General features: G+C 67.6%; 17 protein-coding genes. 4 read left to right on the top strand and 13 right to left on the bottom strand.

Annotated elements, in window-relative coordinates; translation table 11 throughout:
• Positions 1-102 precede the first annotated feature (102 nt).
• From AC1RU4_RS11040 to AC1RU4_RS11030, 3 genes are all read left to right on the top strand, one after another.
• Positions 103-813, top strand: coding sequence for a GntR family transcriptional regulator (locus AC1RU4_RS11040; protein WP_492891130.1), 711 nt, complete (start codon positions 103-105; stop codon positions 811-813).
• Between the two features lie 68 nt (positions 814-881).
• The gene (locus AC1RU4_RS11035; RefSeq protein WP_492891129.1) at positions 882-1,208 is read left to right on the top strand and encodes a hypothetical protein; all 327 of its coding nucleotides are present in this window, start codon (positions 882-884) and stop codon (positions 1,206-1,208) included.
• Positions 1,209-1,286: 78 nt separating this feature from the next.
• Entirely contained in the window at positions 1,287-2,201 is a 915-nt protein-coding gene (locus AC1RU4_RS11030) for an amidoligase family protein (protein ID WP_492891128.1), read from the top strand.
• 109 nt (positions 2,202-2,310) lie between these two features.
• On the opposite strand, the gene rpmG is transcribed toward AC1RU4_RS11030, so the two are convergent.
• From rpmG to rnr, 5 genes are all read right to left on the bottom strand, one after another.
• Positions 2,311-2,478 carry a 50S ribosomal protein L33 gene (gene rpmG, locus AC1RU4_RS11025; protein ID WP_013166321.1) on the bottom strand — a complete coding sequence of 56 codons (168 nt, stop codon included), beginning with the start codon at positions 2,476-2,478 and terminating at the stop codon, positions 2,311-2,313.
• Between the two features lie 140 nt (positions 2,479-2,618).
• A complete protein-coding gene (locus AC1RU4_RS11020; protein WP_492891127.1) occupies positions 2,619-3,776 on the bottom strand; it encodes an MFS transporter in 1,158 nt (385 codons plus the stop codon).
• Between the two features lie 54 nt (positions 3,777-3,830).
• Complete coding sequence (locus AC1RU4_RS11015) at positions 3,831-4,571, bottom strand: NUDIX hydrolase (protein WP_492891126.1); 741 nt, start codon at positions 4,569-4,571, stop codon at positions 3,831-3,833.
• Positions 4,568-5,002: a DUF983 domain-containing protein gene (locus AC1RU4_RS11010; RefSeq protein WP_492891125.1), complete on the bottom strand. Its 435-nt coding sequence runs from the start codon at positions 5,000-5,002 to the stop codon at positions 4,568-4,570. The genes AC1RU4_RS11015 and AC1RU4_RS11010 overlap by 4 nt, the downstream gene beginning before the upstream one ends.
• A gap of 32 nt (positions 5,003-5,034) precedes the next feature.
• The gene (rnr, locus tag AC1RU4_RS11005; protein WP_492891124.1) at positions 5,035-7,371 is read right to left on the bottom strand and encodes a ribonuclease R; all 2,337 of its coding nucleotides are present in this window, start codon (positions 7,369-7,371) and stop codon (positions 5,035-5,037) included.
• 166 nt (positions 7,372-7,537) lie between these two features.
• Between rnr and AC1RU4_RS11000 the strand changes: the two genes are divergently transcribed.
• Entirely contained in the window at positions 7,538-9,013 is a 1,476-nt protein-coding gene (locus tag AC1RU4_RS11000; RefSeq protein ID WP_492891123.1) for an MDR family MFS transporter, read from the top strand.
• Here the strand turns inward: AC1RU4_RS11000 and AC1RU4_RS10995 are convergent.
• The 8 genes from AC1RU4_RS10995 to topA form a co-directional block, all read right to left on the bottom strand.
• Complete coding sequence (locus AC1RU4_RS10995; RefSeq protein WP_492891122.1) at positions 8,961-10,394, bottom strand: MmgE/PrpD family protein; 1,434 nt, start codon at positions 10,392-10,394, stop codon at positions 8,961-8,963. The genes AC1RU4_RS11000 and AC1RU4_RS10995 overlap by 53 nt on opposite strands.
• Entirely contained in the window at positions 10,387-11,298 is a 912-nt protein-coding gene (locus tag AC1RU4_RS10990) for an aminotransferase class IV (protein ID WP_492891121.1), read from the bottom strand. The genes AC1RU4_RS10995 and AC1RU4_RS10990 overlap by 8 nt, the downstream gene beginning before the upstream one ends.
• Positions 11,299-11,313: 15 nt before the next feature.
• Entirely contained in the window at positions 11,314-12,099 is a 786-nt protein-coding gene (locus tag AC1RU4_RS10985) for an amino acid ABC transporter ATP-binding protein (protein WP_492891120.1), read from the bottom strand.
• Positions 12,100-12,104: 5 nt separating this feature from the next.
• Positions 12,105-12,773 carry an amino acid ABC transporter permease gene (locus tag AC1RU4_RS10980; protein WP_492891119.1) on the bottom strand — a complete coding sequence of 223 codons (669 nt, stop codon included), beginning with the start codon at positions 12,771-12,773 and terminating at the stop codon, positions 12,105-12,107.
• 2 nt (positions 12,774-12,775) lie between these two features.
• Entirely contained in the window at positions 12,776-13,447 is a 672-nt protein-coding gene (locus tag AC1RU4_RS10975) for an amino acid ABC transporter permease (RefSeq protein WP_492891118.1), read from the bottom strand.
• A gap of 133 nt (positions 13,448-13,580) precedes the next feature.
• Positions 13,581-14,441, bottom strand: a complete 861-nt coding sequence (locus tag AC1RU4_RS10970) for a transporter substrate-binding domain-containing protein (protein WP_492891117.1) — start codon at positions 14,439-14,441, stop codon at positions 13,581-13,583.
• A 90-nt stretch (positions 14,442-14,531) separates the two neighbouring features.
• Positions 14,532-15,152, bottom strand: coding sequence for a helix-turn-helix domain-containing protein (locus AC1RU4_RS10965; RefSeq protein WP_492891116.1), 621 nt, complete (start codon positions 15,150-15,152; stop codon positions 14,532-14,534).
• Positions 15,153-15,365: 213 nt separating this feature from the next.
• Entirely contained in the window at positions 15,366-18,017 is a 2,652-nt protein-coding gene (gene topA / locus AC1RU4_RS10960) for a type I DNA topoisomerase (RefSeq protein ID WP_492891115.1), read from the bottom strand.
• Positions 18,018-18,108 lie beyond the last annotated feature (91 nt).

The raw sequence follows: 18,108 nt of genomic DNA, 5'->3' as shown, positions 1-18,108 counted from the left end.
AATAACTGTCGCCATTTGCCAGAAAATTGAGCATCTTTCTCGACAAGCAATGCTCGGAATGTCTACATCATCCGGCGGCGTACGATAGGCGGCGGAGCGATGATGAGCGGGACCGAGATGGGAGAAAACGAAGCCGATCTCGGCGCGACGTCGGACGACGTCATTTACGACCGCATCCACGCCGCCATCGCGGCACAGGACCTGCCGCCCGGCACGAGGCTGCGGGAGGATGAGATGCGGGAGATCTTCGGCGTCAGCCGCGCCCGGATCCGCAAGGTGTTCACCCGCCTCGCCTATGCCGGGCTCCTCACCATCGAGCCGAACAAGGGCGCCTCGGTGTTCCAGCCGACGCCGAGGGAGGCGCGGGAGATCTTTGCCGCCCGCCGTGGCATCGAGGACACCATCATACGCCTGCTCGCCGGTCGCCTCGCCGGCTCCGACCGGGCGGCGCTCGAAGATCACATCCGAGCCGAGATCGCCGCGGAGGTCGGGCGCAACTGGCCGGAAATGGTGCGGCTATCCGGCGAATTTCACCTGCGCCTCGCCGAAATCGCCGGCAACGCCATCCTGCTCCGCTTCCTGCGCGAACTCATCACCCGCGAGGCCCTGGTGATCCTGGTCTACGAGAAACCGGGCAAGCCGAGCTGCTCCCATCACGAGCACCAGATGATCCTCGATGCCTTGGCCGCCGGCGACGGTTCGCGGGCGGCCGCACTGATGGATGAGCATCTGGCGAATGTGGAGCATCGGCTTGATCTGGATCGGGATACCCGCCGAAGCGTCGATCTCGGGAAGCTGTTCGGCACGACGTAGCGGCCGGCGGCCTGGCGGACCGGAACGCATATGGCTGAGAGGCGTTGGCTCCGAAACAGGAGGAAGCCATGCCGTCGACAGCGCCCGCCCGCATCCTGGCCGCCGCATCCGCTGTCCTGGTGCTCGCAATGGCCGGCGCCGTATCGGCGCAGACCGGCACTGGCGGCGCCGCGCCGATCCTCCCGGTACCGATCACCGGCAATCCGGCGTTGCGAAACCCCGCCGCAAACGAGCCCGTTCCCGGCTTCCAGGCGGCACCGCCGCCGGTGGCGGCTCCGCGGCCCAGCACGCCGGTGCCGAACGCGGCTCAGCCTTCCGGGTCGGTATCGGAGATGCCGGTGCCCAATTGCGCGCCGCCGGCCTGCGGAACGCCCAAGATGATGTCCGATCCCTGAGCCTGCCGCCGTCGCCTCCACCGCCGTCATGCTCATGCCAGAATGGGTGGGTCATGCCTTTAGGGAATGACCGGATCCATGACCCGTACCCACGCCGCGTTCGCCTCCCTGCCTGTCCCCGCCAAGGAGGACGGCACGCCGCGCCGCGTCGGGGTGGAGGTCGAGTTTACCCGCCTTGGCGTGGGCGCAGCGGCGAAGGCGCTCGCCGCCGCCATGGTCGGCACCACCCGCTGCGAGGATCCCTATGCGTTCCACGTCGAGACGGCCGAACTCGGCAGGATCGGCATTGAGCTCGATATCCGCCACGTTCATCCGCTGCGTCTCCAGGACCATCCCCGGCCGTGGATACAGCCGCCGCTGTCGACCTGGCTCGGCCACGCGCTGAACCCGTTCGTTCCGCGGGAGCTTGTGACCGAGCCGGTCGCGGTCGGGCGTTTGCCTCTGGTCGACCACGTGGTTGGGATATTGCGGCAGGCCGGCGCGGCGGGGCGAGGGGTGACGCCGTTCGACGCCCTCGGGCTGCATTTCAATATCGAGCCGCCGGCCATCGCTGCGGAGGCGCTGCTGCCGATCCTGCGCGCCTACGTTCTGCTCGAGCCGTCGCTGCGCGCCCGATGCCGCCCGACATGGGCGACGCGGCTGCACGCGCCGCCGTCCTTTCCGGTGACCTATGTGAAGCGGATCCTCGATCCGGGCTATGTGCCGGACCTGGCGGCCTTTTGCGACGATTATGTTGCCGCCAATCCGAGCCGGCACCGCGGGCTCGACCTGCTCCCGTTGCTGGTCGCCTTGGCGCCGGATCGCACCCGCACGCGCATGCTCAGCAAGGTCAAGCCACGCTTCGCGCTGCATTACCGGCTGCCGCTGGCCCACGTGGGCGATCCGGCCTGGAGCCTCGCGGAAGAATGGAACCGCTGGATCGAGGTGGAAAGGCTCGCCGGCGACGGGCCACGCCTGCGTGAACTGAGCGCCGCCTGGCGTGCGAGGGGCTGAGGCTTCGATCAGCGGGGGGAATCACGGCCGTTCTCAAAACAAAAAGGGCGCCGCGAGGCGCCCTTCATATCTGCCGCATCCGTCAGGATGGCGGATCAGGTGATCGAAATCACTTGATCTTGCCTTCGCGGAATTCGACGTGCTTCTTCGCGACGGGGTCGTACTTCTTCACGACCAGCTTGTCGGTCATGGTGCGGGAGTTCTTCTTCGTCACGTAGAAGAAGCCGGTGTCGGCGCTCGACACGAGCTTGATCTTGATGGTCGTCGCCTTGGCCATGACCGGTCTCCTGGAAAGGTGGCACGCCGCCCCGTTCGGCAAGGCAGCGTCGAAATTATCGGGTTCGCGCGGCAGCGACGCCGCTCGTTGGCCGTCCGTATCCTTGATCGGCGCCCGATTGTCAAGAAAGGCATGGCGCTTCAGCGATCGCGGGCGACCTGAAACGCCACCACCAGCACGTAGAAGGCGAGGAAAGCGGCGAGGACGACGGCAAAGCCGTGCGGCCCCAGCAGTCCCATGCCGGCGCCGACCGATACCGGGCCGACGATCAGCCCGATGGAATAGAGCATGACGAAGGCGGCATTGGCCGTTGCCAGCGCTGCGCCATCGAATCGGGCGCCCAGCAGGGTGAGGCCGACCGTGTAGAGGCCGGCAACGATGCCGGTCATCACGAACACCGTCGCCATCATGGCGATTCCATCGATGGCGAGAAAGGGAATCAGCATCGCGCCGGCGAGCCCGATCAGACCGCAGACGAGCAGCAGCTTGCGACGGTCCATGCGATCGCTGATCAGGCCCATCGGGATCTGCAGGGCCACATTCCCCAGTTCGGCGATGGTAAGGAGTATCGCGGCCTCACCATCGCCGAGGCCGCGACGCAGGCCGTAGAGCGGCAGGAAATTGACGAGCCCCGTCTCCACCGCTCCGAAGATGAAGGCGGCCAGGGTGGCGGCCGGCGCGAGGCACAGCAGGCTCACCATGCCGCGCGAGCTCTCCTTCTCGATCACCGGCGCCTGCGCGGCGCCGATCATCACCGGGATCGCGGCCAGCACGAAGAAGGCGGCGCCGATCAGGTATGGCGGCCAGCCGCTGGTGCCGACCAGCGACAGGATCGCCGGGCCGCCGGCGAAGCCCGCCGAAAGCGTCGTCGCGTAGATGCCGATGACGAGGCCGCGCTTGTCGCTGGGGGAGGCGGCATTGATCCAGAATTCGCTCACCACGAACAGCACGCAGAGCGACGCGCCGAACAGGAAGCGAAGCGGGAACCACAGGATGAAGGCATCGGTGACCTTGAAGGCCAGCAGGCTCGCCGCCCCGAGCAGCACCGCGCCCATCATCATCGGGCCGGCGCCGAAGCGGCGCACGAGATCCGGCAGGAACGGCGCACACAGGATGGTGGCGAGGCCGCCGACCGCGGTGTTCAGGCCGATCCATGTGCTGGAGATGCCACGCGCGTCGAGCTCGAAGGCGAGCAGGGGGATGGACAGCGCGAGACCGAGCCCGACCACCGAAATGGCGGCGATCGCCGCGGCGATGGAAGCGAAATTGGTACGGGCGGCGGGCAGGTGGGCATGCATGGGACGGGCGGCTCAGCGAGGACCGGGCCGTCGCGTCTAGGGCTTCGCGCCGTCTTAGTCCAGCATCTCGCGCATCATCCGGCCATGGCGGCTCGCATAGAAGGGCACGGGCAGGCGCGGTGAATTGCCGGCGGCGAGGCGGGTCTCGACCTCTTCGAGGATGGCGTGGGTGATCACCGGCACCTCGGCCTTCTTCGCCTCCTCGAAGCTCAGCCAGGCGAGTTCGACCAGCTCCGAATCCGGTCCGACGACGTCCGGCACCCGATGCGCGACCTCGGCGGCGTCGGCCATGAAGAAGCGCGTATCGAAGCGGCGCGACAGCCGCGGCGGGGTGATGGCGCGGGCGACGAAGGTCAGCGCTTCGAGATTGGGAAACGCCCCCGCCTGCCCGAACGCGTCCCAACCGGCGGGCATGGCGTCCGGCTCCCCGGCCTCGCGCGATCCGAGGACGAGCCCGGTCTCCTCGCAGGTCTCGCGTATGGCCGCGAGGGCAAGGGCGCGCGCGCGCGCGGAACTGGGGCGCACCACCCGTTCCTGCAGCCGGCGCTCGGAATGGGCGTCGAGCATGCCGTAGACCGGTACGTTGCGGTCCTGCGGGTCGACACGTCCGCCGGGGAATACCAGCTTGCCGGGCATGAATTTCTGGCCCGGATGCCGGCGGCCCAGCAGCACGCGCGGCTTGCGGCCGGAGCGGTCGATGAGGATCAGCGTCGCCGCATCGACCGGACGCCGATTGGGATGGGTGGCGTCGGCTCGCTTGTCCGGGAACCGCGCGGAAACGTCGAGGACTGTCATGTCGGGCGCACGAGTCCGGCGGCACGCTGGCTCGGGGGTACGCCGTCGTGTTCCTCGCTGGTCGGATCGAAGCCGTGCATGCGTAGCGCCCATTGATAGCCGACCAGAGCGCCCTTGACCGGCGGCAGCAGGACGAGGCTGAGGATGAGGGTGAGCGGCAGCCAGATCGCCATATGGATCCATTGCGAGGGATGCCAGGCAATCTCCACCGCCAGCACCGCCGGCACGATGATGTGGCCGACGATGGTGATCACCATGTAGGGCGGGGCGTCGTCGGCGCGATGGTGCCAGAGCTCCTCGCCACAGGCGGCGCAGCGCTCGTTGACCTTCAGATAGCCCTGGAACAGCGGGCCCACGCCGCAATTGGGGCAGCGCATGCGAAAGCCGTTCCTCATCGCCGGGCCGACCGGCCGGACTGGCTGAAAGCTCATGCGGTGCGCGCTCCTTGCCGTGCCCTTGGGCGCTATCTGCGCTTGCTGAACTTTGGCGGACCACGCCGCACGGGAGCCGCTCCACGGCGTATGCCGCGCGGGCCGTTGCGGGGCGGGCCGCCCTTGCCGGGCTTTACATAGTCACCCTTGCTCAGAAGCTCAAATCGCAATGCGCCCGCCACCGGGGCCGCTTCGACCAGCTTGACCTCGACGCGGTCGCCGAGCCGGTGCATTTCGCCGGTTCGCTCGCCGATCAGCGCGTGGCGGGCCTCATCATACCAGTAATAGTCCTGCCCGAGCGTCGCCGCCGGAATGAAGCCGTCGGCGCCGGTATCGTCGAGCGCGACGAAAAGCCCCGACTTGGTGACGCCGGCGATCCGCCCCTTGAAGGTGGCGCCGATCTGCTCCGCCATATGGTGGGCGATCAGCCGGTCGATGGTCTCGCGCTCGGCGGTCATTGCGCGCCGTTCGCAGGCGGAGATGCGGGCGGCGATCTCGGCGAGCTGCTCCGGCGTCGTGTTCTCCGGCAGGCCGTCCGACCCGAGGCCGAGGGCGCGGATGAGCGCCCGGTGCACGATCAGGTCGGCATAGCGGCGGATCGGCGAGGTGAAATGCGCGTAGCGGCGCAGATGCAGGCCGAAATGGCCGTAATTCTCGTTGGCGTATTCCGCCTGCGCCTGGCTGCGCAGGATCACCTGATTGACCAGCGGCGCCAGTTCGGTGTCGACGACGCGGGCCAGAATGTCGTTGAAATGCGCCGGGCGCACCGTCTCGGTCTTGGGCAGCGCGATGTCGAGCGTCTTCAGGAATTCGCGCAGTGCCGAGACCTTCTCCAGCGAGGGCTGGTCGTGCACGCGGTAGACCAGCGGGATGCGCTGTTCCTCCAGCGTCTCGGCGGCGGCGACATTGGCGAGGATCATGAATTCCTCGATCAGCCGGTGGGCGTCGAGCCGCTCCGGCACCAGGACCTTGTCGACCGTGCCGTCGGGCTTCAGCTGGATCTTGCGCTCCGGCAGGTCGAGCTCCAGCGGGTTGCGGGCGTCGCGCGCCTTCTTCACCAGTGCATAGGCGGCATAGAGCGGCCGCAGGATCGGCTCCACCAGCGGCGCGGTGACGTCGTCGGTGTGTCCCTCGATGGCCGCCTGCGCCTGCGCATAGGCGAGCTTGGCGGCCGAGCGCATCATCACCCGGTGGAAGCCGTGGGTCTTCTTGCGGCCGTTCGGACCGATGACGAGACGCACGGCGAGTGCCGGGCGGTCTTCCAGCGGCCTTAGCGAGCACAGGTCGTTGGAGATGCGCTCCGGCAGCATCGGCACGACGCGGTCGGGGAAATAGACCGAATTGCCGCGCGCCAGCGCCTCGCGGTCGAGCCCGCTGCCGGGGTGCACATAATGGGCGACGTCGGCGATGGCGACGGTGACGATGAAGCCGCCTTCATTGGCCGGATCCTCGTCCGGCTCGGCATGGACGGCGTCGTCATGGTCCTTGGCGTCCGGCGGGTCGATGGTGACGAGCGGCAGCTCGCGCCAGTCCTCGCGGCCCTTCAGCGTCGCCGGCTTGGCGCTCTCGGCCTCGGCGAGCGCCTCGCGGCGGAACACGCTTGGAATGCCGTGGGCGTGGATGGCGATGAGGCTGATCGCCTTCTCGGTTGCCAGCGAACCCAGCCGCTCCTTCACCTTGGCGGTAGGCAGGCCATAGGCGTGGTGGCGGGTGATCTCGACCGAGACGAGGTCGCCGTCCTGCGCCTCGCCCTCCGCGCCGGGCGGCACGGCGAGCTCGCGGCCCATGTTGCGCTTGTCGACGGGAATGATGCGCCCGCCATTGTCGGGCCGCGAACGGTCGGCGCGGTAGATGCCGAGGACCTGCGCGCGTGCCTTCTCGATCAGCTTCAGTACCCGGCCGGTATGGCGGATGCGCCCCTCGGCCTCGGGAATCTCATCGGTCTTGAGCAACACCCGGTCGCCGATGGTCGGCGCCGGGCCGGCGAGGCGTCCGCGCCGGGCGAGCTTCACCAGAATGCGCGGCGGCCTTCCGTTCTCTTCCTCGTCCCAGTCCACCGGCTCGGCGACGAGCTCGCCGTCCTCGTCGCGCTCCACCACTTCGGCCATCACCACGGCGGGCAGGGCGCCGGGCACATGCAGCTTGCGCCGGCTCTTGCCGATGACGCCCTCCTCGGCGAGTTCGCGCAGCATGTCCTTCAACGCGATGCGGTCGCTGCCGTCGAGGCCGAAAGCGCGCGAAATCTCGCGCTTGCCGACCTCGCCGCCATGAGAGGCGATGAAGGCGGTGAGGTCTTCCTTGCTCGGCAGGCCCCTGGGCAGGCGGGGCTGGGCTGGCTTGCGGATCTTCGGCTTGGTGGGTTTGCGCACGATTCTCGCATCCGGAACGGGAAAGGCGACGCTAAACGCTGAGCCGGGCCGCGTCGACCTTTGATCGCGATGGTGTGACGACGGTCAGTGGCTGCTCCCTTGTCAATCGCCGTTGCGGCGACCATCTTGCCGCGCCCCGACAGGGGAGCAGCGAAGGACGCAGATGATGGATGCCCGTTCGCCGGACCAGGAGCCGGCGCGCCTCAGCCATGCCGAAATCCGGACGATTCTCGTCGGCGTCATGCTGGCGATGTTTCTCAGTGCGCTGGAGCAGACCATCGTCGCCTCCGCCCTGCCGACCATCGGGCTGGCGTTCGGCGACATGGAAAACGTGCCCTGGATCGTCACCGCCTATCTGCTGACCGGCACGGCGGTGACGCCGCTGGTCGGCAAATTCGCCGACATGTACGGGCCTCGGCCGGTTTTGATCGCCAGCATCGGCTTGTTCCTCGGCGGATCGGTATTGTGCGCGCTGGCCCCCGGCATGATCTGGCTGATTCTCGGCCGGGCGGTGCAGGGGCTGGGCGGCGGCGGGCTGATCGCGCTCGCCCAGACCATCATCGGCCTGATGGTCGCCCCGCGCGACCGCGGCCGTTATCAGGGCTATTTCGCCACCGTCTTCATCACCTCCAGCGTCGCCGGGCCGGTGCTGGGCGGCTTCTTCGCCGAGCACCTGCACTGGTCGCTGATCTTCTGGATCAACGTGCCGCTCGGCCTCGGCGCCGCCTATATGAGCGACGGCGTGCTGCGTCGCCTGCCGGCCCATCACCACCCGCACCGGCTCGACATGGTCGGCGCGCTGCTGCTCTGCGCTGCCGCCATGGCGTTGATGCTGGCGCTGAGCTGGGGCGGTCAGCTCTATGGCTGGGGCTCGACGCCCATCCTCGGCCTGCTCGGCGGTTCGCTGCTGCTGTGGGTGCTGCTCGGCCTGCGGCTCGCCCTGGCCCGCGAGCCGCTGATCCCGCTCTCCCTGTTGTTTAACCGCGTCGTCGGACCTGGCGTGACCGCGGCGGCGGTGGCGATCGGCACCATGATCGGCCTGTCGGTCGAGCTGCCCTTCTATTTCGAGGGCGTGCTGGGCTTCACGGCGAGCGAATCCGGCGTCGCGCTCATTCCGCTGCTCGCCGGCGTGGTGGTGGGAGCGACCAGCACCGGCCGGGTGATGGGTCGCCTGCGCCATTACAAGCGCGTGCCGTTGGCCGGGCTGTCGAGCGCCGTGGTGGCGCTGACCGTGCTGGCGATTTTCCCGCGCGGCATGGGCATCGCCATGCTCGCCGGCCTCACCGCGATCACCGGGGTCGGGCTCGGCACGGTTCTGCCGGTGGTGACGGTCAGCGTGCAGAACGCGGTGCCGCTGCAGCAGATCGGCACGGCGACCGGGGTGATGAATTTCTTCCGCTCGCTGGGCGGCGTCGTCCTTGCCGCCGCCTTCGGCGCCATCGTGCTCGGCGCCTCCGGCCTTACCGGCCATCAATTGCTGGACGGCTTCCGGCAGGGCACCATCGATGCGGCGGCGCTCACCCAGGCGTTCCGCTTCGTGTTCGGTGCCGCGGCCTTGGCACTTGCCATCGGCCTTGTCGGCCTCGTGTTCATGGAGGAGCGGCCGCTGCGCACCCATGCAGGCCCGGTGCCGATCGAGTAAGCGCGGCACCGACATCGGCGAGGTTCTCGAGTTCCTGCATTCGTGAGAGCAGGGCGCGTGCGCCCTCGCCATCCAGCACCACGGCGGCATTGCCGAGGAACTTGCCGGCAAGCGCCGGTGGGGCGAGCGGCAGCTTCACGCCGCCCGGCGCATCGACGGCGAGCTTCGAGCGCAGCACCGTGCCGTCGGAGAGCCGGATCTCGATCCTTCCCGCCGGCCGGCGCGCACCGCTCATCAGCGCGCTCGCTTCGGCATCGACGGCGCCGGTCACCCGTGCCGCGAGGGCGTCGCGGGTGGCGCAGGCCATCCGGTCATCGTCGTACCAGCGCGCGCGGTCGGTGCGTAGCGCAAGCGATGCCAGGGCATAGGGGAAGGAGAATTGCGCGTCGTTGATGCTGAGCGGCCGCGCATCCATGAAGTCGCGCAGCAGCGCGGCGTCGGTCAGCACCGTGATCGCCTCGATCCGGTCGGCCTCGACGGCGTGTATATCCACAAGCGCTTCAAAGGCGCTGAGCGTCGCATGCATCCAGCGGCAGGCGGGATAGGGCTTGATGGTGTTGAAGCCGAGCGTCCATCGCGTCCCGAGCTCGCCCGTCAACCGCTCCGGCTCGAAACGATCCGATCCCAGCATGCGCCAAAGGCCGGACGGCCCGTCGAGCACGGCCTTCGCCCCGACCAGTCCGGCGCGATGCAGGCTCACGCCGCGGACCCCGGCCTCCGCCGCCGGGGCGACGAAGTCCTTGAAGGTGATGAGCGGCCGACATTGCCAGTTATATTTATGCAGGCTCGGCACGGTCGCGAAGGTGCCGGCGAAGCCGAGCGCATTCTCCATGCCCGCGCCGTCGAGGCCGCAGAGCCGGCCATAGGCGACGGCGGCGCCGATCGACTGGTGCTGGCAGACGCCATAGACCTGCCGGAACCGTTCCATACTCGGCTGGATGGCGCGGATCAGCCGGTTGTTGATCTCATAGGCGATGGCGACCGCCGTGATGAAGTCGGCACCGGACACCGGGCGCTCGAAACAGGCGCTGAGCGCCGCCGCCACGATGGAGGAGCCGGGATGACCCATGCCTTTGCCGGTCTCGTCCTCCAGCCCGTCGTCGAAATCGAGCGCGTTCATCGCGGTCGCGTTGGCGAAGGCGGCGGCGACCGGCCCGAAGCCATGCTCGCTGCCCAGCACGAGGCAGGGGCCGGGCCGGGCCTCCGCCGCGGTGGCGGCGAGGACGCGCCGCACCACGTCGGTCGGGATGCCGGCGAGGCCGCAGCCGATGCTGTCGATGATGTGGTCCTGCGCCTTGCGGCGAGTCTCGGCCGGGATCGCCCCGCCGTCGAATTCGGCGGCGAACCGGCTGATCGCGGCGGTGACCACGTCGTCAGCCATTGAGGAACGTCCGGTCATAGAGGTCGGACAGGTGGCGGGTGAGCGGGCAGGGGCGTTCGGTGCCGATGCCGCGGCCATCGAGGCTGCGCACCGGGGTGATGCCGCCGAACGTGCCGGTGACGAAGGCGCCATCGGCATTATAGGCCTCGGCGAGGGTGAAATCGGTCTCGCGGCAGGCGATGCCCTCCTGCCGGCACAGTTCGATCACCTTGCGGCGGGTGATGCCCTTGAAGCAGAACCGCCCGCTGGAGGTGAGCACCTCGCCGCGTCGGACGATGAAGAAATTGGTGGAGTTGCAGCTCGCCACGAAACCATGCGGATCCAGCATCAGCGCCTCGTGGGCGCCGGCGGCGATGGCCTGCAGCAGCGGCTGGATGAAGTTCAGGCGGCTGTGGGAATTGAGATGCAGGTCGAAACTGTCCGGCGCCGACGAGCGGAAGGTGGAGGTGAACAGCTTGATGCCGGCTTTTTTGATCTCGGGGTCCGGTAGCTTGAATTCGGCGGTGATGGCAATGGTTGCCCGGCCCAGCGCGTTGCGCGGGTCCTGGTGAATGGTGTGCTTCTCGCCGCGCGTCACCATGAGGCGCAGATGGCCGCCATCGGCCATGTCGTTGGCGGCGCAGAGCTCTTCCAGCGCGCCGAGCAGCTCGGCCTTCGTCATGCCGATGTCGATGGCGATGGTATTGGCGCCCTCGAAAAGGCGGTCGAGATGGTCCTGCACCAGCACCAGCCGGCCGCGGGCCATGCGGATGCCTTCCCACACGCCGTCCCCGAGGCCGAAGCCGGCGTCGAAGATCGACACCAGCGCCTGCGCGCGCTTGACCAGCCGGCCGTTCAGCCAAATCCACAGATCGCGGTTGCGCGGATCCTCGACAGGGGTCTGCGCGCCCTTCTCTTCGACCATGACGGGCAGTCCCTGCTAGAAATGAAACGAGGTGAAGCGCTTGAGGAATCCCTGCGTGCGTTCCTCGCGCGGGTTCTTCAGCACTTCGTCGGGCGTTCCCTGCTCGTGGATCAGGCCGTCGTGCAGGAACAGCACGCGCGTGGCGAAATGGTAGGCGAAGCCGACCTCGTGGGTGACGAGCAGCATGGTGCGCCCTTCCCTGGACAGGCCGAGGATGACGTCCAGCACCTCGCCGACCAGTTCGGGGTCGAGCGAGGATGTGGGCTCGTCGAACAGCAGGATTTCCGGCTCCATGGCCAGCGCCCGGGCGATCGCCACGCGCTGCTGCTGGCCGCCGGAGAGACGCTGTGGATATTGATCGGCCTTCTCGGCGAGGCCGACGCGCCGCAGATAGTCCTGCGCCTTCTGCCGGGCCTCGGTCTTGTTCATCCCCTTCACCGTCACCGGGCCCTCCATGACGTTCTCGATCACCGTCATGTGCGGGAACAGGTTGAACTGCTGGAAGATCATGCCGACGCGGGCCCGTAGCTGGCGCAGTTCGCGCCCGCTCGCCTCGATGGTGCCGCCGCGTCCGGGCCGGCCTACCGGCTGGCCGTCGAGCACGATGCGACCGGCGCTCGGCACCTCCATGAAGTTGACGCAGCGCAGGAGGGTGCTCTTGCCCGAGCCGGACGAGCCGAGAATGGCGATGCGCTCGCCGGCGCCGACGCTGAGGTCGATGCCCTTCAGCACCTCATGCGGCCCGAAACTCTTGCGCAGGCCCTCGACGGCGAGGATCGCGGCCGGATTTGCAACTGCCATGGCGCTCAGGTCCCTTTTGAAGTCAGGCGCCGCTCCAGCGCATAGGCGGCCAGCGTTCCCGGATAGATGACGCAGAAATAGATGACCGCGACGATCGAGAAGGTCTCGAGCGGCAGGAAGGTCTGGGTGCTCAGCATCTTGGCCTCGTACATCAGTTCCTGCACGGTGATGGCCGAGGCGATGGAGGTCATCTTGGCGAGCTCGACGCCGCGATTGGTGAAGGCCGGCACCATCCGTGCCACCGCCTGCGGCACCACGATGCGGCGCAGCAGCTCGCTCTCGCTCATGCCGATGGCGCGCCCTGCCTCCCACTGGCCGGTCGGCAGCGACTGGATGCCCGCCCGCCAGATCTCGGCGCAATAGGCGGAGGTGTTGAGGAACAGGCCGAGTGCCGCGGCGGTGAAGGCGGTCGGCTGCCAGCCGGAAAGCGCCGGCAGGGCGTAGTAGAACCAGATCAGCTGCACCAGCACCGGCGTGTTGCGGAACAGCTCGATATAGGCGGTGGCGGCGAGATTGGGCAGGCGGCGCGTCGAGGCGCGGCCGAGCCCTATGAACAACCCGGCCACCAGCGCGCCGGAAAAGGCGAGGGCGAACAGAGCCAGGGTGAGCTTGAGGCCGCGCAGCAGCAGGTCGCTATTGGCCAGGATCTCGCCGAACTGGAAGGAGTAGCTCATGGTCAGCGCACCTGCCGGCGGGCGAGCCGGGCCTCGACCATGCGCATGCCGAGGCTCGCAAGGAACAGGACCGAGAAGAACATCACCGCGACGGTGGAATAGATCTCCATCGGCCGGTAGGTCTGGGTCGTCAGCACCATCGCCTTGTAGACCAGCTCGCCATAGGTGAGGGTCGCGGCGAGCGAGGTGGTCTTCACCAGCTCGAAGGAGCGTTCCATCAGGGGCGGGATCATGCGGCGGAAGGCCTGGGGCAGGATGATGCGCCGCATGAGCTGCGCGTAGCCCATGCCGATGGCGCGCCCGCCTTCCCACTGCCCGCGCTCGACGGAGATGATGCCGCCGCGAAACACCTCGGCGAAGAAGGCGCCCGACTGGACCGACAGCGCCGCCGCCGCCGCTGCGAAGGGGGTGAGGCTGACGCCGATCAGGATCGGCAGGCCATAGAAATACCAGAAGAAATGCACCAGCGGCGGCGTGTTGCGGTAGAACTCGATGATCACTGTCGCCGGCAGCGACAGCGCCCGCGACGGCGCCAGCCGCCCGAGCGCCAGTATCAGGCCGACGGCGAGGCCGATGCAGATCGACACCGCGGAGAGCTTCAGCGTGTTGCCGAGCCCTTCCAGCAGGATATCGAAATTGAGCCAGACGGGTCTGAAGTCCCAAACATAGTGCATTCTGGTCGACTGTACCGGGCTGCCGTCCCGCGCCGACGAAGGGCGGCGCGGAGCGCGTCACGAGGACGGGGCTGCGAAGGACGCCGGGTTCGCCCGCCGGACTCGGCGGGCGCCGGAGTGCGATCGGGGGAGCTTATGCCTTCCAGCGCTCGCGCATGATCGCGGGCGTCGAGGTCGGGTCGATGCCGCGGAAGGCGAGGTAGTCCTCGAAAATCTTCTGCGTCTGGCCGGTCGCGTACATATAGGCCATCGCCACGCCGAGCCAGTCGCGCCAGCTCTTGTCGGCGACGTTCTGCACCGCGGCGCTCGACGGCGATTCGCGCAGCGGCTGCGGCAGGATGATATGGCCGCGCTTGATGCGGGACTGCAGCATCACCAGAGCGGGGTGGAACAGCGAGATACCGTCCATGCGGCCGGCGATGAAGGCGGCGCCGGTCTCGTCGGCGCTCGGGAAGCGCTCGATGCTGGCCTTGGGCAGGCGAACGGTGATGTCGCGATCGGGCGAGGTGCCGAGCACGACGCCGATGCGGAATTCCGGCTTGTTCATCTCCTCCCAGTTGGCGACGGTGATTCCGTCGGCGAGAAGGACGCCCTGCGCATACCAGAACATCGGCTGGACCGGAAAATCGACTGCCAGGGCACGCTGCGGCGTCGCGTCCATGGTGAACATGACGTCGAACTGGCCGGCCTGCAGGGCAGCGACGGCGTTGCCCCAGGTGGTTTCCACCGGTACCGGCTTGATGCCGAGCTCCTTGGCGAGGGCGACACCCATGCCCCAGCCGAGGCCGTACCACTCGCCGCTGCGCTGATCCTTGTAGAACCAGGGCTCGCCCGGCGCGACGCCGATCCGCAACTCGCCGCGATCGCGAATGGCCTTCAGGGAGCCGGTCTCCTGAGCGAGAGCCTGGCCGGACGTCGCGGCGAGGGCGGCCGCTGCGCCGACGAGAGAGCCCGCCGCTAGAAAGGTCCGACGGTTGCCGACATGTTCAGTCATGCTGATACCCCTGGAAAGGAAATGTGATTTATGGTTCGCAATTGAACTAATTTTTCTTTTGAGAAATTAATATTCCTATCATGAAACATGTCAAGTGGATGCCAGGGCGGCCTCGTCGAGGTTGAGCGCCTGGTCCGCCGCGCAAACCCAGAAGATCTCGGCATCTTCCTCCCCCGCCGACAGCAGCGCGTGGCCCATGGTGCTGTCGAAATAGGCGCAGTCGCCCTCGTTCAGCATGACGGGCGCATAGAATTCCGTCAGCAGCTGAACCTGGCCCTTGATCACGTAGACGACTTCCTCTCCGGCATGGGCGGCGAGCTTGCCGAACGCCCGTATCTCGCGGGCATGCAGCCGTGCCCGGATAGGTTGCATGCGCTTGGCCGTGAGGTCGGAGCACAGCATTTCGAACGTGTAGTTCTGCGTGCGGATGAAATCGCCCTGGCCGGACCGGGTCAGCGAGCGCCGGCCGTGCGGCATCTGCTTGCGGGTCGAGGAAAACAGCTCGGAAATGTCGACGTCGAGGCCCTGCGCCAGCCGGATGATGTTGTCATAGGTCGGCGACAGCAGGTTGTTCTCGATCTTGGAAATCGCCGAGGGCGAGATGCCGGAACGGATGGACACTTCCTTGATGGTGAGGTCCGCCCGGAGTCGCAGCGCCTTCACCCGTTCGCCGAGATCGCCGCCGTCGGTGTCGCCGATTTTCATATCCATGGCAGCGGCCCCTGGGCGCGAGATGCGGCACTACAAGCGAGTATCAAAGCATCATTGTCCCAAACGAACAATATATTCGCATAGGAAATTCAGCTTGGTTGCCGGCGCCGATTTCGGGGCAGGGCGCGCATACGACGCTCTTCATTCGCCGGCATAGCCGGAGCGCGCCTCCCGGACCGGAGGCGCGCGTCGTCGCTACTCGCCTTTGGTCGCTTACTCGCCTGGGGCCACTTTCCGCTTTGCCGGCGCCTTTGCGGGGCTCTTCTTCGCCGGGGCCTTCTTGGCGGGCGCGGGCTTGTCGCTCGTGCTGGCCTTGGCGGCGGTGCGGCGTACCGGCTTGGCGGGGGCGGAACCGGCCTTGGCGGTGATCAGCTCCACCGCCTGCTCCATGGTGACGGCTGCGGGATCGAGGCTCTTGGGCAGCGTGGCATTGACCTTGCCATGGTTCACGTAAGGCCCGAACCGGCCCGGACGCACGGATACCGGCCCGCCGAGCGTCGGGTGCTCGCCGAGCTCGCGCCCGCCCGCCGCCGCGCCGCCGCGCCGCGGTCCCTTGTTCTGCTTGTCGGCGATCAGTGCCACCGCGCGGTTGATGCCGATGGAAAGCACATCGTCGCCGGCGTCGAGATTGGCGTAGGTCTTGCCGTTCTGGACATAGGGGCCGAACTTGCCGATGCCGGCCAGGATCTTCTCGCCGGTATCGGGATGCGCGCCGATCTCGCGCGGCAGCGCCAGCAGCGCCAGCGCAGTCTCGAGATCGACATCGGCGGGCGCGAGACCCTTGGGCAGGCTGGAGCGCTTGGGCTTCTCGCCGTCCTTGCCCTCGCCGAGTTGGAGATAGACGCCGAAGCGGCCGTCGCGCACCGTGACCTCGAACCCGGTGACGGGATCGGTGCCGAGCACGCGGGTGCCGTTGGTCTCGGCCTCGCCATTCTCGCCGGACTGAACCGCCAGCGGGCGGGTGTATTTGCACTCGGGATAGTTCGAGCAGCCGATGAAGGCGCCGAACTTGCCGACTTTCAGAGACAGGCGCCCGGTGCCGCAGGTGGGGCACAGGCGCGGGTCGCTGCCGTCTTCCTTCGGCGGGAAGATATGGGCGGTCAGCAGCTCGTCGAGCCTCTCGATCACCTCCGAGACGCGCAGATCCTTGGTCTCGCCCACGGCGGCCGCGAACTCGCGCCAGAAGTCGCGCAGGACCTGCTTCCAGTCCAGCTCGGCGGCGGAGATGCGGTCGAGCTTCTCCTCGAGGTCGGCGGTGAAGTCGTATTCGACATAGCGGTCGAAAAAGCTCTCGAGGAAGGCGGTGACGAGCCGCCCCTTGTCCTCCGGCACCAGCCGGCGCTTGTCGAGCTTCACATATTCGCGGTCGCGCAGCACCGCGAGCACCGAGGCATAGGTCGAGGGCCGGCCGATGCCGAGTTCTTCCATGCGCTTGACCAGCGAGGCTTCCGAGTAGCGCGGCGGCGGTTCGGTGAAGTGCTGGTCGGTGGCGATGCCCTTGTTGGCGAGCGTCTCATTGGCCGACATCGAGGGCAGGCGGCGATTCTCGTCGTCCTCCTCCTCGTCGTCGCGGCCTTCGCGATAGAGCGTGAGGAAGCCGTCGAACTTCACCACCGAGCCGGTGGCGCGCAGCTCCAGCGCCCGGCCGCTCACCTTCGCGTCGATGTCGACGGTGGTGCGCTCCAGCTCGGCCGATTCCATCTGGCTGGCGATGGTGCGCAGCCAGATCAGCTCATAGAGCTTGGCCTGATCGCCTTCGAGATAGCGGGCGACGTCCTTTGGGAGGCGGGTGAGTTCGGTGGGGCGGACGGCTTCGTGCGCTTCTTGGGCGTTCTTGGCCTTGGCGGTATATTTGCGCGGCGCGGAGGGAACGTAGCGGTCGCCATACTCGTGCCCGATCACCGAACGCGCCGACGCAACCGCTTCCGGCGCCATGTCGACGCCGTCGGTACGCATATAGGTGATCAGGCCGACGGTCTCACCACCAATGTCGACGCCCTCGTAGAGCCGCTGCGCGATGCGCATGGTGATGGCGGGGGCCAGCCCCAGCTTGCGGCTCGCCTCCTGCTGCAACGTAGAGGTTGTGAACGGCGGGTAGGGATGCCGGCGGGCCGGCTTGGCTTCGACCGAGCGCACCACGTAATTCGCGCTTTCGAGCGCCGCTCGGAAGGCGGCGGCTTCCGACGCGGTGCCGACATCGAGCCGGCCGATCTTCTTGCCGTCGGCGCCGACGAGCCGGGCCTCGAACACATCGTTGCGCGGCGTCGCCAGCTTGGCGGCGATCGACCAATATTCCCGGCGAACGAATGTCTCGATTTCGCGCTCGCGGTCGCAGACAAGCCGCAGCGCCACCGACTGCACGCGGCCCGCCGAGCGGGCGCCCGGCAGCTTGCGCCACAGCACCGGCGACAGGGTGAAGCCGACGAGATAGTCGAGGGCACGGCGGGCGAGATAGGCGTCGACCAGCGCGGCGTCGATCATGCGCGGGTGCTTCATCGCCTCCAGCACTGCCTGCTTGGTAATGGCGTTGAAGACGACGCGGGAGACCGGCTGATCCTTGATCGCGCGCTTTTCCTTAAGGATTTCAAGCACGTGCCACGAGATCGCCTCGCCTTCCCGATCCGGGTCGGTGGCGAGGATAAGGCCGTCGGCACCCTTCACCGCGCGGGCGATGTCGGAAAGGCGCTTCTGTGCCTTGGGATCTATGTCCCAAAGCATGCGGAAATCATGTTCCGGATCGACCGAGCCATCCTTGGCGGGGAGATCGCGCACATGGCCATAGGAGGCGATCACCTCATATCCCGGTCCGAGATATTTGTTGATCGTCTTCGCCTTGGCAGGTGATTCGACGATGACGACCTGCATTGCGCCCGCGACGTCCTTCGGTTCGGTGTCCAGCCCAGAAAACGGCCGGGAAAATGGGGGACCCGGTCCGGCCTGTCAAATCGGCTCGACG

This window comes from Ancylobacter sp. GW821-FHT10E12, from assembly GCF_058809335.1.
The sequence above is the reverse complement of the archived record's forward strand: the minus strand, read 5'-3'. Positions and strand labels throughout refer to the sequence as shown.

Excerpts from the sequence above, each read along its gene's own strand:
- AC1RU4_RS11035 (WP_492891129.1), top strand. The coding sequence starts at position 882 with ATGCCGTCGACAGCGCCCGCCCGCATCCTGGCCGCCGCATCCGCTGTC.
- AC1RU4_RS10990 (WP_492891121.1), bottom strand. The coding sequence starts at position 11,298 with ATGGTCGAAGAGAAGGGCGCGCAGACCCCTGTCGAGGATCCGCGCAAC.
- AC1RU4_RS10975 (WP_492891118.1), bottom strand. The coding sequence starts at position 13,447 with ATGCACTATGTTTGGGACTTCAGACCCGTCTGGCTCAATTTCGATATC.
- topA (WP_492891115.1), bottom strand. The coding sequence starts at position 18,017 with ATGCAGGTCGTCATCGTCGAATCACCTGCCAAGGCGAAGACGATCAAC.
- rpmG (WP_013166321.1), bottom strand. The coding sequence starts at position 2,478 with ATGGCCAAGGCGACGACCATCAAGATCAAGCTCGTGTCGAGCGCCGAC.
- AC1RU4_RS10965 (WP_492891116.1), bottom strand. The coding sequence starts at position 15,152 with ATGGATATGAAAATCGGCGACACCGACGGCGGCGATCTCGGCGAACGG.
- AC1RU4_RS11040 (WP_492891130.1), top strand. The coding sequence starts at position 103 with ATGAGCGGGACCGAGATGGGAGAAAACGAAGCCGATCTCGGCGCGACG.
- AC1RU4_RS11015 (WP_492891126.1), bottom strand. The coding sequence starts at position 4,571 with ATGACAGTCCTCGACGTTTCCGCGCGGTTCCCGGACAAGCGAGCCGAC.
- AC1RU4_RS11010 (WP_492891125.1), bottom strand. The coding sequence starts at position 5,002 with ATGAGCTTTCAGCCAGTCCGGCCGGTCGGCCCGGCGATGAGGAACGGC.
- AC1RU4_RS10995 (WP_492891122.1), bottom strand. The coding sequence starts at position 10,394 with ATGGCTGACGACGTGGTCACCGCCGCGATCAGCCGGTTCGCCGCCGAA.
- AC1RU4_RS10970 (WP_492891117.1), bottom strand. The coding sequence starts at position 14,441 with ATGACTGAACATGTCGGCAACCGTCGGACCTTTCTAGCGGCGGGCTCT.
- AC1RU4_RS10985 (WP_492891120.1), bottom strand. The coding sequence starts at position 12,099 with ATGGCAGTTGCAAATCCGGCCGCGATCCTCGCCGTCGAGGGCCTGCGC.
- AC1RU4_RS11030 (WP_492891128.1), top strand. The coding sequence starts at position 1,287 with ATGACCCGTACCCACGCCGCGTTCGCCTCCCTGCCTGTCCCCGCCAAG.
- AC1RU4_RS11000 (WP_492891123.1), top strand. The coding sequence starts at position 7,538 with ATGGATGCCCGTTCGCCGGACCAGGAGCCGGCGCGCCTCAGCCATGCC.
- AC1RU4_RS11020 (WP_492891127.1), bottom strand. The coding sequence starts at position 3,776 with ATGCATGCCCACCTGCCCGCCGCCCGTACCAATTTCGCTTCCATCGCC.
- AC1RU4_RS10980 (WP_492891119.1), bottom strand. The coding sequence starts at position 12,773 with ATGAGCTACTCCTTCCAGTTCGGCGAGATCCTGGCCAATAGCGACCTG.